Here is a 14,272-nt window from a genome sequence, read left to right as displayed (position 1 = left end):
TTAATTACACAGTTAATTTAACATTATTGATATGCTCATATTCCAAGGCTCTTTCCATAAATAATCATTCAAAATTCAATATTGATTTGTTCAGAATTATATATCTATCATTTTACCCCTAAATCCCCTAAAGGGGACTGCCGGGGATAATCACCAGTTGTTTCCAGTTCCCCATTCTTTATTGGGTTCAGCTCCCATTTCAAATTCAATGGTACCGCCCTCAATAATGATTGAATAGTCGATCCAGGGTTTGTTGTATGGTTTCCCGTTTAGTTTTGCCGATTGTATGTAAAAATTATCTTCGCTTACATTGTTTGCGATAATCTTAAATGTATTTCCATTGTCGTGATGTATGGTAAGTTCAGGAAAAATGGGAGAACCAATCAGGTATCTCGGTTGTACCGGGTCTAACTGGAACAAGCCCATGGCGCTCATCACCCACCACGAAGCCATGGTACCGGCATCGTCGTCCATCGATTCAATGTAACCTTCCGGATCGGCCCGGTAAATCCGTTTAACAATGGGTTCGTCGAAGAATCCATGATTATGGTACAGCTGGGTAACCTCTTTCGTAGTAAACGTGCGTATCCATTTTTGTGTCAGATAGGGTTTTCCCAGAAGGTTAAACAAGTACGGGTAATGTATATCCGGTTCGTTCAGGTGCATATAAAAATCATTTTCAAAAAAATATTCCAGATCGTCGGACAGCGCTTCTTTACTACCGCGCAAGTCAACTAACCCATCAATATCATGAAGCACAAACCAGCGGTAGTGCCACAGGTTGCCTTCGTAAACGTAAAGTTCAAACTCTTCCACATCCGGAACCGGATTTCCATCCGGCGTAAAAAATCCGCGCTCATTCCCCTGGTTATCTTTTTGTTCTTTGTTCCAGATGTTTTTATAGGCATCGGCTCCGGCTTTTAGTTCTTCCAGGTATTCTGTTTTGCCAAGCGCTTCAGCCATTTTCAGGGCCACATAGGCATGATATGCTTTCTCCAGTTTCGCACTAACGTTACGTGTAGAGTATTTTTCAAAGTCTCTCAACATTCCGTTAAAAGCGATTTCAGTGTCAAAATCACCCAAACCTTTGGCGTATGCATCCATAATTACCGGACTGGTAAATTCCATCCGGATGGTTGGTGTGGGCCAACTGCCATCGCCTGCATTTGAGGTTGTTATCCAATCGGGACGCGTTCCGTAATAATCAACCAGAGAACGGGCAATATTTTTGACTACATCCGGCTCAAGCAGCGAAACCAGGGTGTATTTACGAAAATCGTCCCAAAGGCTCCAACACGAATAATACGTAAAGTCGGGAGCTGTGCTTTGCGTTTTACAAACGGTATCGAGGTGATGGGCCCTTACATATTCGCCTGTTGATGAAGTTGCATTATTGGGGACAAGATAAGAGTGATATAAATGCGTATAGAATAACGTTTTGAATTCTTCCGAATCACTTTTTACCTCCATTTTCGAGAGTTTATCCCTCCACACAGCAGCAGTTTCTTTTCTTACTTTATCGAAATCAAAATCCCTGATTTCATTTTTGGCTTCAAACATAGCCTGCTCTTCGCTGATGGGCGACATCCCCACTTTTAAACGGATCACATTTTCACCCTCTTCCGGAAAATTCAGCCAGACTCCAACATCATTCCCGTTACGAATGGCCTGTCCTTCCTCAGTATTATCGCCCTGCCAACTCGTGAATGACTCGAAAGGCGTATCTGCAACAACAGCAAAAAACAACCGGTGGTGTCCTCCCCCGTTATTGTGTTTTGATTTAATCATCCCGGTAATTTCGTTGTTGTTCAGCACATTCAGACTGGCATCGAGCATCCCGACATAACTATGCGACAAATCAATGGCTATGTACCTCTCCTCTTTTTTATCTTCAGGAAAAGAATACTGATGAAAACCAACCCTTTCCGTTGCCGTAAGTTCAACTTTAACACCTGATTCCAGCACCGTTTTATAATAGGCAACCTCTGCCTCTTCCTCTGATTTTATATAAGGTTCACGGAATTTTTCAATCTTATTCGAAAATTTTCCGATACCCGGTTTAATCAGCAATCCACCACCTTTTCCTCTTGAACCGGCGCCACCAATCCGCAAATGCGAAAAGCCTTCAATAAATTTGTCTTCGTAATAATAGCCCACATGCGAATCGCCCTCGGTTTCGGGAGAGAGGTGTACCAGCCCAAACGGATAAACCGGCCCGGGATATAATTGTCCGTTATCTCCTTTGGTACAGATAAACGGGTCCACATACTTTAAAGGATCTTCCTTTTTATTTTCTACGTTGGAACAGGCAGTGAACACCAGGAGCATTATAAAAAAGCCCCCGATTTTAATGATTTTATTTATACCTGCTTTTTGAGAATGATTCAACACGTTCATTGTAACCTTTTTTACTTTATTTTCCGACTTTATATTTCTCATCATATTATTTCTTCCCATCCATTTTGTTTTATAAAAATCAGTGTTCATGCTTTCCTGTATCCCGCTCTTCCCATCCTGTTTTGCCTTCATCCATATAAATTTCGATGAGGGATTTTGAGACACGTTCATCCACTTCTTCAACCAACTGGACTCTTAACGGATTCGTTAGTTTCTTTTTCCATTCCAGAACCTGCCTGTAAGGATCTTCTTTGTCTGCCTCATAAACAAGATAAGCCCATTTTTCCAGAAACATACTCCCTTTCATGGCAGGAATAACCTGCTGCATATTAGACGCCAGGAAGCTAAGAGACAATGCCCGGGACCAATAAATCCAGGGGCCTCCGGTAATATAGAAATAAGGATTCAACAGTCTGGTGCGCGATTCCAATCCGGCATTGGCATATTCCAGTTTTATGCCCGCAAAGCCGATTCCTGTTTCTTCATTATAAAATGTAATCCATGGAACATCGGCCTCCATTTTTAAATCTGTAAGATCAGCCATATTGCCCACATCGTAAGTAATAATTGAGTCTCGAATAACATCGTACCAACCGGCATGTGTCATCAATTCGCGCTTGAAAACAATTTCTGCATTCCTTAAAGCAATCGTCTGAACTGTCTCATTAATCCGCATCGTGGTAGTACTGACAAAATACGGAACTCCGGGAAAAAACTGGTACCTTACAGAAGCATCAACTTCCGGTACCTCTCTCAAAGCGCCCCAGGCTTCACTGGTAGCCATTACAGCTCCGGATATGGAATGTACATTCTGGTCATATTTCCAGTCTGCTGTATGTGTCCAGGCACGTGGAGGCACATAAATACCCGGATTCCAATGGATTGCCCCATTGGTTTCCATGCGATGAAAAAGAGGAGATTCAGGTTTTTTCTTTAATGTAATTTGATCGAGATGTCCTGATTTTGGATGAAGTACAGCATTGAAATGGTTGTTATCAATGCTTAGGCCCGGCAATTCACCCTGTACACGTAAATCAGTCTGATAGATTTTCGCCATCGCTTTTTCATTGTTATAATAAACAAGGTATACCTGGCTTGTTTTGGCCGCAACATCAGCCAAAAAAGAAACCCTGCAGGTTACTGTTGGCATCCAAAGAGGGATATGCCGTTTGGGTTGCCCTTCTTCCAGAGGTTCCAAATTATCTTCTTCTATATACTGTTGAATGTCGTACACCTGACTGGGCACCTCCGATAAACTAAAATCAACCGGATTAACCGCAACGACCCTGATTTCCCGTTTCAGGTCGTTTGCTTCATCCGGATAAAAGGGCAGCAATACTTCCACCGGCTCCTGTTTACGGTCTATTCCGGCTGTTTCACTTAACACAACCGACTTATAATTTTTCCATGCTGTATCAAATACGTTTGCCCCGGAAGGCGCTGTCAACCGTACCGTTTTGGAAATAAACCGGTCATCAGGTGATGGTTTTGCCGATTTTTTTAATCGGACAGTAATTTTTATATCGTATTCCTCTCCCGGCTGCCACATAAGCCAACCAGTAATTACCGGTTTCTTATAAAGCGTATTGTCCTGCGACAAGGCATAACCGGAGGGCGGACGGTGTGTAAGAGCCGGTTTGTTTTCCTCCTCTTCCACATCTCCGCGGTAAAGATTAACAAAACGCATGGTTTTACCATTCACGGCTGCTTCCACCTCAATTATGGATGCTTCAGGCAATTCAAGTGTCGTTTTAAAATGATAAAACGGTATGGCCGGAACCGGATATCCCAACTCAATATGTTCAATCTTTAAAGAGGGTTCACTCTTCTTAGCCTCAGTATTCATGGATACTGTCAGGCTAACACACAAAACGATGGCAAATAGTGTTTTTTTCATTTTTCAAAGTAGTTTTTCATTATTTACAGTCAGCAAATTATATGATCAGTAATTGTTATACAGTATTTCCCCTGCCTTTTCCCATAAAAACGAGAACGGTGTTTTTAATTTTTGAGTTGAAGATGTTCCATCTCTTTACCTGTTAATGTTGTTTCTCCAACAGATTCAAATCCCAATTTTAAGTATAGTCTTTTAGCATTTGGGTTGTCTTTGTCTACCAATAAACCCAGTGTTTTATTTCTTTTAGAAACATACTCATCAATCAAAAACTGAAGTATTTTCGAGCCAATACCCTTCCCCTGCCAGTCAGGATGTACACCAATACAATCAATATAAAATTCACCTGCCTGTGTTTCATCTTCAGGATTAAACTCCCTGTGAAACATTGACTTCACCATCTTTGCAACAGGAGCCCTGAGTTGCTGTAATTTTGCTCCGTCATAAACAGTGGCTACTCCAACAACTCCTTCTTCATTTTCTACAACCCAACAGTTTTCATAAGAATATTGAGTCGCTTCTTTTCTAATCAGGCTTTCTAAAAACTGAGTGGCCTTTTCTTCAGAATCTTCTCCAATAAATCGATAAACAATTGTGCTCATTGCCAGCATCAGGTGCATTGCAATCACACTTGAATCTTCTGCTTTAGCCTTTCTGATTATCATACTTTTTACAATTTGCTTTTTGTTATTTATACCCTCCGGCCCGGACAAAAATGACTGCAACCTAACGGGTAGTTATTAAATTCTTTTCTCTCAGCGCGTCCAAACTATTTTGTAAGCCTCCGCTACTTCCCCACAGATAGTAGGAAAAATGCATGGTACTTTTTTGAATGATGGGTGTCCAGGGTTGAAATTCCATATAATAGTGCGGAGCGTCACCATTTCGGGGATGGTTCATCCACATGTGCAGGAATAGGGGCTGCTTAACAGGGAATGCGCCCACAAACGTAATATCTTCCCGGGTATCATAACCGGCATTCCACCCTTCCCGGATATTGAATGCCATCCCGTAATACTCTTCGGGCCTCATTCTGTATTCTTTATTTCCATCCATCTCAGGAACGGTAAATACATCCTCCGTACCATGAGTTTCACCTATTTCAAGAATGGGTTGAGGCCCCAGCACATTAGCTTCAGGATTTTTAAAGGTTAAAGCAAACCTTACTTCCAGTAGTGGTGAGTTTCCATACAGTGTAAAAATTTTCTTTAGCCTGTTTCCGAAATAGTCTGTTTCCATTTCCACACGAACATAATCCCCTTCTTCACGAATAATCCTTGCATCATAAATCCGGTGTGTTTCCATACTTGCCTGCCCCAAAAAATCTTCAAATCCACCGTATGGATAATAACCTCTCTCCCTGAATGCTCTTTTATGGTTAATTGTTTTTTCCGGCCAGGCTTTAAACAGAACATTGTCGTTTTTGCTTTTTACAATGTATTCAATGACGCGGGCCCCCGTCCGGAGCAGGGTAATCTGCACCGAATCATTTTCCATCCGGTATTCATTGATCCCGTCACTATTCAAATCCATCTCATATACATATGGCCTCCCCTCTGCCTTTCCCACACCCAACTGGCTTTCGTACGAACATCCTAAAGCGCTTACTTCAACCAGATATTTCCCGGGTTCCAGCTTTAAATCAAAAGCCATATCCTTAAATGAAGCTGTTGGTATTTTACATGTTTCAGTTAGTTCGTAAACTGCCTTTTTCCTATTTTCTTTTTCGAATACTTTAATTTCCACCGGAAATGATTCTTTATCAGTATAATTATGAACAGTTACAGGAAAATGTACATTGGGCGCATGTGCATACAGCAGCTGATGAATTGAGGCAACCGGAGGCAAATCCAACATTGTTAACGTACTTTTTTCTTTTTCATCCCAGGAAAATTTCACTGCAACCGGGTTCGTTCTCCCCATCGCTTCCTTGTTTGGCATTAAAGGAATCCTTATCTGCTTCTCTTCATTTCTGTCTAAAACAATAGTTCCCGGATTATCTCCAACCTTTAAAGCCGAAGAAACACCTACATTTATCTTCCCGGAAATGGAAGCAGATGTATAATTTTTTAATGTTACGACTAAATCATAGCCTTCCAGCCTAGCTTCCATATTGAGCCTGTCGCCAAAATAGTTTTCAAGAAAATACCTGTCTAAATACAGCAACTGCAGGGCATTTCTAAACTCAGCGGGCCCCAGCATATTCGCTTTTTCAAGCACCGCAACTTCCTGCCTGTTCAATATGGCTTCCCAAACCGATTCCCGGGACAATGGTTTTTCCTTTTCTATAAATAAAACCATGGAGGATGTCAGGTTCCCACTCAGGTAACCGGTTTTATTTACAAATGGTACATCTTCATTATCAATTTGTTCTTTATTGCCTTCATGCACAATATATCCGTCATATTGAAGCCCGTCGGACGAAGGGTCGTAAACAGGACGGAAAGCATAGCCTCCTCTTTCGTGTGCATATTTTATCCAGGCATCTTTCGTTGCCATATTCTGCACCTGCAATCCATCGTAATTTTCGCAGCCATAAACCGGAGAAAAACCGGCATCCGTAACAACAGGCAGATCGACCTCTTCGACCCAATTTGCTATTTCATCTTTTGCCATAAAATCCATATACCCGTCGAAAATAAACCAGGAAACACCTTCATTCAAACCTTTGCCAATCAGTTCCAGCGGATGTCCTGCTTCACAGGTAACACTTTTAAGCATTGAAGAAACACCAAACCAGCCCTTAGCTAATTTGTATTTATCCAACAATGACCGGGTATTCTCAATTAACGCCAATAATTGCTCTGCCTGTTCTTTTGCAGAAGAAGAAATAACAAACAGGAAATTGTTATCATTCACCAGATAAAAAGCTTTTACTTCTTCATAATCTATCGCATCAAACTGGTGACTTTGTATTCTGTTTTTCCATTCAAAAACATGTAAGGCTTTACTTTCTAAAAGCTTCCCCGCCTCTGACGAGGGGTCGGTAATTACAAGCGTATTCCCTTCTCCTATGATTTTACCCAATTCGTCAGCAGAAGGATATTTAACCGTTTTGTAAGAATGGGAAAACAGGGTTGAAATAAATCCCTCCTGCATTAATAAACCGGGAATTCCCATATCCTCAGCAATATCTACCTTACTTTGCAACACGGTTGGTTCCAACTCCGGCATACCCATTTTAAACATATTCCCGTACCGGTGCCATTCGGTATAATTGTCTTGCCAATGATTTGTATAACCATTAAAATGCTCGGTTTGAGTAATTACCGATTTTTCTGAATCAATTGATTTAACATTAAAACCTGATAGTCCTTGTCCAAAAGTTGCAGACTGAATGAAGATGGCCGCAACAAAAACCGTAATTCCGGGAAATAATCGTTTCATCAGTATAAATTTTCAATTAAGGTTCTATAATCTTCGTATATACACTCACATTTTAATTTGATTTCCAACCGGATGTATTTTGCAACACCCGACAGCCATCGGAATTAATTATTTCGACTGATATATAATATTATGCTGGAATTCATTTATGCTCATTTCCTGCTCCCTTCAAACTCCTTTATCTAAAATTGCCGTGGAATACCAATCCGCGCACGTCCTTTTATCTTGGCATCCCTGTTTTTTACTCCACTGATAACCTGAAGGTCAAATGAAGAAACCGGCTTATTCACACGTTCAATAACGTAAGTCATCCCAGGTTCCGTTTTAAAAGCGAATTCCTTTTCATTCGTCGCTTTCAGCAGATTCTTTGCTGAATCCGCTTCTCTTACACGTATCTCCCCGCCATCTTCCCAGGGATTAACAATACGACAAGGTTGTCCTTTCAAACTTTTTACTGCGATGTATTTAACCTCTCCCTCTGCCTGTTCGGAGGTTACCTCAAAACCTCCCCGGGCATGCAACTTAAAACAGCTCGCCCAATCGTCGGGTACGGCAGGAAACACACGAATTTTTCCACTGTGACTATGCAGTAACATCTCATTTATTGTGGCTTCAAGAACGGAACCCGGTTCCAGCGCCATGTGGGCAAAGGGTTGCCGCAGCAGCCCGATTTTTTCTTCCGGGTCACTGAACATCACGCGGACATTATTGGTCAGTCCCCTGATTGTATGTTCGGCTGAACTGTACAATTCATCGTGCATCCCTTTTTCAAAGTAGTCTATAAAGTCCCGTTTAAAGTAACAAAAGTGCCCCTGCGAAAAAAGCTGGAATTCATCCACCCAGCGTGCCAGAAGGTCCGGAAGAAATTCGCTCATTCCCAGACGGGCATAACTTATAGGAATAAGCGAGTGCCCGTTATTGGGCAATGGGTCAAAGCTTAAAGCCATATTCCGGCACGCATCAAAAAGCTTCGTCCCTTCATCATCGAGCGTGACCAGGTTTGCAGGAAAGACCGGTGTGAGTTGGGCATTTATCGGGTGAAAACTACAGGGCATTTCTATCGGGGCATTGGGTAACCAATAGGGACGCGTAACCCAGGGTTCCCCCGGTTCTCCTGTTCTCAGGCGTGTACCGTAGGCAATAATGGTATCCCCCACATTTACAGGCCCCCAGGGTTTTGCCTCTTCCGGAATCGTTGTTAAAACAAAAGGGGCCAGGTTATCAAGTATCTCCTGTGCTTTAATGCGTAGTTCCTTGTCCTGCTTATATTTTTTTGCCGTTTCGATAAAGGCAGGGAACAAATTTTTTACAGACGCCAAATCGTTGGTCGTATTCTTGCTCAGGCGGTCTTTGGGAGATTCAAATGGCAATGCTTCGGGAATATGATACATTCCGTCGTCTTCTTTTTGAAGGATATTGGTATATAAACGCACCACTTCCCGCATGACCGGATATGCGTATTCTTCCAGATACGCTTCATCAAGAGTATATTGGTAGTGCCGCCAGAGATCCATTGCCATTAGCCCTGACGAGCCAAAACTGTTGCTCACCTCAGATGCGCCCTCTCCGACTCCCTGGTTTCCCCGCCGGTCGGAGACATCGCTATAAAAAGCGCCATCAATACCATGGGCCAGTTTGGCTGTTTCCATTGCCTTTTCCAGCCCCTCGCGTTTCCATTTGGCGTAGGGCATCATCAGTTCAGGGTGACCTGAAGCATGAAGCGGCCAGGTATAGATTTGCTGGTTCCATTGGTAATAATGGTTCCAGGGGCGTACGTCACGGTTCCACGACCAGATGCTATTGATAAAATGCGGGGGATAATCGCCCTTGGCTGACGAGCCAATTTGATACAAATTCATGTACCAAAGATTCTCAATGTAATCGTCTGGTATATCGACAAAACTTTTTGACCAAAAATCAGCCCACCGCTGTTTATGCGCTTCGTAAATTTTATCGATGCCGGCTTCTGCTGCTGCCCGCACATTTTCGCGGGCTTTTGCCAGGGGGTCATCAGCCTCTTCGCTGGTCACCACCGAAATAAATACGTTAAAAGAACAACGTTTCCCTGTGTTCAGGATATACCCTGCTTCATGACTGTTAAACCGTTGCGCATTTACTCCCGGCCCCACAAGTTTGGCTGCCATGGCAAACGTAAGGCTGCGGGTTGGCTGTACGATCCAGGTTTCGTCACCTTCGGTTCCCACCTCTGTTCCTTCGTTTCCCAGATGAAAGTCACGCCGGAAAAACTGGTACCAGTGTTCAAATACCCTACTTCCCCAGCGTGCCAGTTTTACCCGTCGTTCAACGGGGTCACTCAACTCATCTTCGTAATGGACCACCATAACCGGTAAATCTCCGCCGGCAACAAACGAACGGCACCGGATATTGCCGAGTGGTCCTTCTGCTTTCCATGTTGCCTGCGCATCAGACAGGGAGAGGCGTCCTTCAAAATCTTCCAGGTACATCCAGTCGAACCCCGGCAAACCTGGTTCTATCATCAACTGCCCGCAACTTCGCAACGAGGTGAACTTCTCCGATTTTTCCGGGTTATTTCGATCCTCCCACGGACTGAACATCCCCTCAGGGGCATCATCCCAGGTATTGGTTTTGTTGATTTGAAAATGGATTTTGTCGACAGGGGTCCAGCTCATAGCCCCCAGGTCACCATTGCCAATCGGGAAACCTTCATACCCTTCAGTTGCAGGTGACAAATACACAATATCGTGCTGGGATAAAAAAGCCTGCCGGTCTATGCTAAGTCCTTTTCCATCAAAAGCAATGTTGTTCTGTTCTGTACTTGCGGGTATTTGAGCTATAACAGAAGTTATGATCAGACTGAAAATCAGAAGAAAAAAACATTTTGCTCCTGAACCTCTGCCAGAACAATTTACAGTAATATTCTCATTCAAATTATCGCCGTTCTTGAGTACCATATTTTCAGCTTATTAATGGGTAACTATCATTTTACATTTTTAGCTTGCCATGGAAAACTTCATTCTTTCAGGCCTAAGACAAGCGTGTAATTATCTCTCTCCTGAATATCTTACAAAAACGTTCGCAGATTTCATCCATTCCTAACTCAACAGGGGCGCGCCTGCACTTTTAATATTTGAGCAGAAAACGTTTTGTCTCACAATTATTTACCTCCATGCTTCGGTCTTTGTTTAGCTATTTGAATTCTATTCGTTTCATTTTTCAGATGCCTGCAATGAAATATGTTGCGATTGGACTACCTTTCCATCCATCCCTTTAACCTCACATTTTATCATCGTTGCGTCCAGTTCCACCTCCAGAAAATCTTCATGCGAGCAAATTATCACCGGATAACCAAATCCTGATTTTTTGGAATCAATCCATTCGTTGGTATGAGTATGCCCGCTAATCATCAGATCGATACCAGCATCGCGCAGCACCGGGCCATAATGTTCAGCCAGTTGCGCCATTCCGTACCAGTTCTCCTTATTTTCAATTATGGGCATGTGAATAACTACGATTTTCACTTCGGCATCCAGAAACTCCCGGCCGGCTATTTCCCTTTTCAACCATTCCAGTTGTTTTTCCCGGAAGGCATCGAAATCTGCCAGCCCCGAATATTCGATATTGTCGTCGGGTTTATCTTCACCGCCGTCCAATACAACAAACCTTGCCGGGCCCCGGGAAAAAGCATAATAGTAAGAATCATTGTCAAGAACCAGGAATTTTTTGAGTTCCCGGGCATAAGCCCCTCGGGTTTCATGGTTACCCCGAACATAAAAGAATGGAATGTTTTGAGCAAAACGACTGACGCAGGTATCGATAAAACTGCTATACATCTGTGCTTCTTCATCAATGTGCCCCAAAATATCGCCATTCAAAATATAAAAATCCTGTTCGTCAATAGCGTTATGATCCAGGTATTTTCCTATTTTCCAGGCCTTATCGTGGACATCATTAAATACAGTAAACTTAATTCCTTCCTTATCCGGTTCAACCGTTTTGAACGTGCCTAAAGCAGAATACACCGTGTCTCCAAACACACATTTATAAGGCTGGTAATCCACCACCTCAATACCAAATACTTTGTAACTATAACTTGTTCCCGGTTTCAATCCCGAAATTTCCACTTTATGGATGCCTTCGCCCACATCAATCAGTCCGTAATGACTGTTTTTAATGACCACTGGCTTCTCCCCCTTCCCGTACAACATAACCCCGGGAACAACCAGTGCATCCGTGGAAAATACGACACTTATTGTATTTTGCGAAACATTCTGCAGATAAGGTCCGTGGTTAATGGTTACACTTTTATTTTCCTCCGCCCGGATTACCTGCGTTCCCAGCAACAATAAAACAATACCGGCACATACTTTCAAATTCGTCATTGGTTTATTCTTTTTTAAAAACTTTTATTTAGCTCCTATAAAAATTCCATTCCCCGCATGTATAACAGGAGCGTAAATGCCGTTTAGATTTTTATAAAAATTCTGCGTTTATACATCCAGTAGCAGATGTACCACAACCCCATAAGTGCCATGGTACTGGCAACAATATTAACGGTGAGCTCACCCGCCCAGCTAAACCCGGAATAGGCAACCGGAAATACAACCTGCCTTACAAGCTGTGCTCCTCCTACATGGGCAAACAAGTAAATAAAAAGGGGATTCATTCCCACAATAGCAAAAAACTTAACCCCTTTTTTTACCTTCATCATGTCAATTAGCCAGAAAGAAAATGCGAGGGCAAGGAAGGTCCATCCGCCACTGGCAAAAACAAAAGAAGTGGTTGAAATTCTTTTAATTATTGGGGTTACAGGATCTAACCCATAGCCAATAATCAATCCGGCAATTCCCGCTGCTAATAAAATTTGCAATTTATATTTATGGGATTTTTCGCTCATCAACAGTTTACCTGCCAAAACGCCCCAAATGGTGTGGGCTGTTGTGGGAATAGCATTAACCGATACCCAGTGTCCACCAGACAATTTTCCGGAAATCAGCAAATCTACCCAGGCGCCGAAGTTTTGATCCGGAGTAAAGGGCTGGTTGAACCCTTCAACCCAAAAAGTACGATATATAAGTTCGGTAACAGCCAGTAAACCAAATGATATTAATAACTGATAAAGTGGCTTCTTCCTCATAATCAAAAAGGAGAGAAATATGGTTACCGATAGCTGGGCAAGTACATTTTGAAAAAAGAAAACAATCTTTCCGGAAGATATACATGCCAAAAACCAGCCCAAAAGAAGAAGCAAAAGCGAACGGATTGCTATATGTTTAAAAACCTTGGCGTGTGTTTCGCCTCTTTTTATCCTTTTAGCATACGAAAGAGGCATGGCCACTCCTACAATAAACATGAAAAAGGGCTGAACCAAATCCCACGCATGCAGTCCATGCCAGGGATGGTGACGCAACTGATTTCCTAAAAAATAAACTAACGTACCTTCCAGTTCAGGAACATGCATATACCAGAACAAACGGGTAAATTCTGCTATTAATAAAAACATGGTAAGCCCCCTGAAAAAATCAAGCGACAGTAGCCTTTCCTGTGAATTTTTGTGTCCAACCATTTGATTTTTGTTTTAAGTTTTTTATAATTAGTTATCGATCAAATCATTAAAAGCAAACCCGGTCAACATTTCATGCCTTCCTTTAAAAATGACAAGTTTTATATTCTTGTATTCTTTTTTCAGGAAGATATTACGATCTCCAATTTCCCCAAACTCTCCCAGCGATTTAGGGTGTTCGAGCAACAACAGCTTTTCCTTATCCGAAACATATTTGGAAGAATCCTGTACCGACAAATCCGACAAAACTTTATTGTAAAAATTAATGGAATGGGTTATGGGCACACTCCCCTGTATCCCATCGTATACTCCGGCATAAATACTTAATTCAGAACCGGATAATTTTTCCACAGGCGTTTCCCAATAGATGGGAGATTTTTCTATGGCAACCTGTTCGTTTAACACTCCGTTTTCCGAATGGGTGCATCCCAGAATATCATCTGCATATTTATTCTCCCGAATCCGGCTTTCGTGATACCAGGCAATTAAGTCAGAGATGGGAACCCACGAGCTGAACTTCCGGATTTTATGTTTTGATTTCATAAAACAACTCAATGTTGCATAGCCTCCGCCACTCACTCCCAAAACGTATACCTGTTCCGGGTCTACATTCCCATTTTCAATGGCATAGGTTATTGCATCATCAATATCCTCCAGGGCCAAACAACTGCAGCATGCATCTTTTGTATGGTTTGCCCCCCTGAAATCGGGATGGATATAATTGATGTCATTTAGCAGACAATGATTGGCGATGGAGTCTTGCTGGGTAAAGTCACCGCTCCAGGTATGCAAACTAACAATCAGGGGCCTGGGCTCTTTTGATTTGGCAGGATAAAAATAGGCTTTATGGATATATCCATCCGGATAAGACTTGATTTCAACTACCTTAAAATCATCGCCCCAGTCAAGATCCCGGGTATCATCAAACTTAATAACAGCCTCTGTCTGTTTCTTCACCAGTGACCGGCCTGTTTCATTTCGCCAAACAAATATTCCACTAATGACCACAATACAAACGATTAGTATTACATACCAGCTGCTTTTTTTCATAG

At 42.4% G+C, this 14,272-nt stretch carries 8 protein-coding genes; all 8 read right to left on the bottom strand.

Annotation, left to right across the window (positions count from 1 at the left end; genetic code table 11):
* Positions 1–150: 150 nt before the first annotated feature.
* Positions 151–2,529, bottom strand: coding sequence for a GH92 family glycosyl hydrolase (locus D1164_RS00340; protein ID WP_172594272.1), 2,379 nt, complete (start codon positions 2,527–2,529; stop codon positions 151–153).
* A complete protein-coding gene (locus tag D1164_RS00335) occupies positions 2,477–4,294 on the bottom strand; it encodes a hypothetical protein (protein ID WP_119347944.1) in 1,818 nt (605 codons plus the stop codon). Before D1164_RS00335 ends, D1164_RS00340 begins: the two co-directional genes overlap by 53 nt.
* Before the next feature lie 104 nt (positions 4,295–4,398).
* Positions 4,399–4,956 (bottom strand): GNAT family N-acetyltransferase, encoded by a 558-nt coding sequence (locus tag D1164_RS00330; RefSeq protein WP_119348314.1) that lies wholly within the window; start codon positions 4,954–4,956, stop codon positions 4,399–4,401.
* 61 nt (positions 4,957–5,017) lie between these two features.
* Positions 5,018–7,678 carry a hypothetical protein gene (locus D1164_RS00325; RefSeq protein WP_119347943.1) on the bottom strand — a complete coding sequence of 887 codons (2,661 nt, stop codon included), beginning with the start codon at positions 7,676–7,678 and terminating at the stop codon, positions 5,018–5,020.
* A gap of 182 nt (positions 7,679–7,860) precedes the next feature.
* The gene (locus D1164_RS00320; protein WP_119347942.1) at positions 7,861–10,611 is read right to left on the bottom strand and encodes a glycosyl hydrolase family 95 catalytic domain-containing protein; all 2,751 of its coding nucleotides are present in this window, start codon (positions 10,609–10,611) and stop codon (positions 7,861–7,863) included.
* A 255-nt stretch (positions 10,612–10,866) separates the two neighbouring features.
* Positions 10,867–12,039: an FN3 domain-containing metallophosphoesterase family protein gene (locus D1164_RS00315; protein ID WP_119347941.1), complete on the bottom strand. Its 1,173-nt coding sequence runs from the start codon at positions 12,037–12,039 to the stop codon at positions 10,867–10,869.
* Between the two features lie 83 nt (positions 12,040–12,122).
* Positions 12,123–13,223 carry an acyltransferase family protein gene (locus tag D1164_RS00310; RefSeq protein WP_119347940.1) on the bottom strand — a complete coding sequence of 367 codons (1,101 nt, stop codon included), beginning with the start codon at positions 13,221–13,223 and terminating at the stop codon, positions 12,123–12,125.
* A gap of 27 nt (positions 13,224–13,250) precedes the next feature.
* Complete coding sequence (locus tag D1164_RS00305) at positions 13,251–14,270, bottom strand: alpha/beta hydrolase family protein (RefSeq protein WP_119347939.1); 1,020 nt, start codon at positions 14,268–14,270, stop codon at positions 13,251–13,253.
* Between the last annotated feature and the right edge of the window lie 2 nt (positions 14,271–14,272).

It is taken from the genome of Mariniphaga sediminis, from assembly GCF_003573545.1.
GTDB lineage: Bacteria > Bacteroidota > Bacteroidia > Bacteroidales > Prolixibacteraceae > Mariniphaga > Mariniphaga sediminis.
The sequence above is the reverse complement of the archived record's forward strand: the minus strand, read 5'-3'. Positions and strand labels throughout refer to the sequence as shown.

What these genes read in the sequence shown, in the direction of transcription:
- D1164_RS00340 (WP_172594272.1), bottom strand. Translation starts at nt 2,529, where the DNA reads ATGAAGGCAAAACAGGATGGGAAGAGCGGGATACAGGAAAGCATGAAC.
- D1164_RS00335 (WP_119347944.1), bottom strand. Translation starts at nt 4,294, where the DNA reads ATGAAAAAAACACTATTTGCCATCGTTTTGTGTGTTAGCCTGACAGTA.
- D1164_RS00330 (WP_119348314.1), bottom strand. Translation starts at nt 4,956, where the DNA reads ATGATAATCAGAAAGGCTAAAGCAGAAGATTCAAGTGTGATTGCAATG.
- D1164_RS00325 (WP_119347943.1), bottom strand. Translation starts at nt 7,678, where the DNA reads ATGAAACGATTATTTCCCGGAATTACGGTTTTTGTTGCGGCCATCTTC.
- D1164_RS00320 (WP_119347942.1), bottom strand. Translation starts at nt 10,611, where the DNA reads ATGGTACTCAAGAACGGCGATAATTTGAATGAGAATATTACTGTAAAT.
- D1164_RS00315 (WP_119347941.1), bottom strand. Translation starts at nt 12,039, where the DNA reads ATGACGAATTTGAAAGTATGTGCCGGTATTGTTTTATTGTTGCTGGGA.
- D1164_RS00310 (WP_119347940.1), bottom strand. Translation starts at nt 13,223, where the DNA reads ATGGTTGGACACAAAAATTCACAGGAAAGGCTACTGTCGCTTGATTTT.
- D1164_RS00305 (WP_119347939.1), bottom strand. Translation starts at nt 14,270, where the DNA reads ATGAAAAAAAGCAGCTGGTATGTAATACTAATCGTTTGTATTGTGGTC.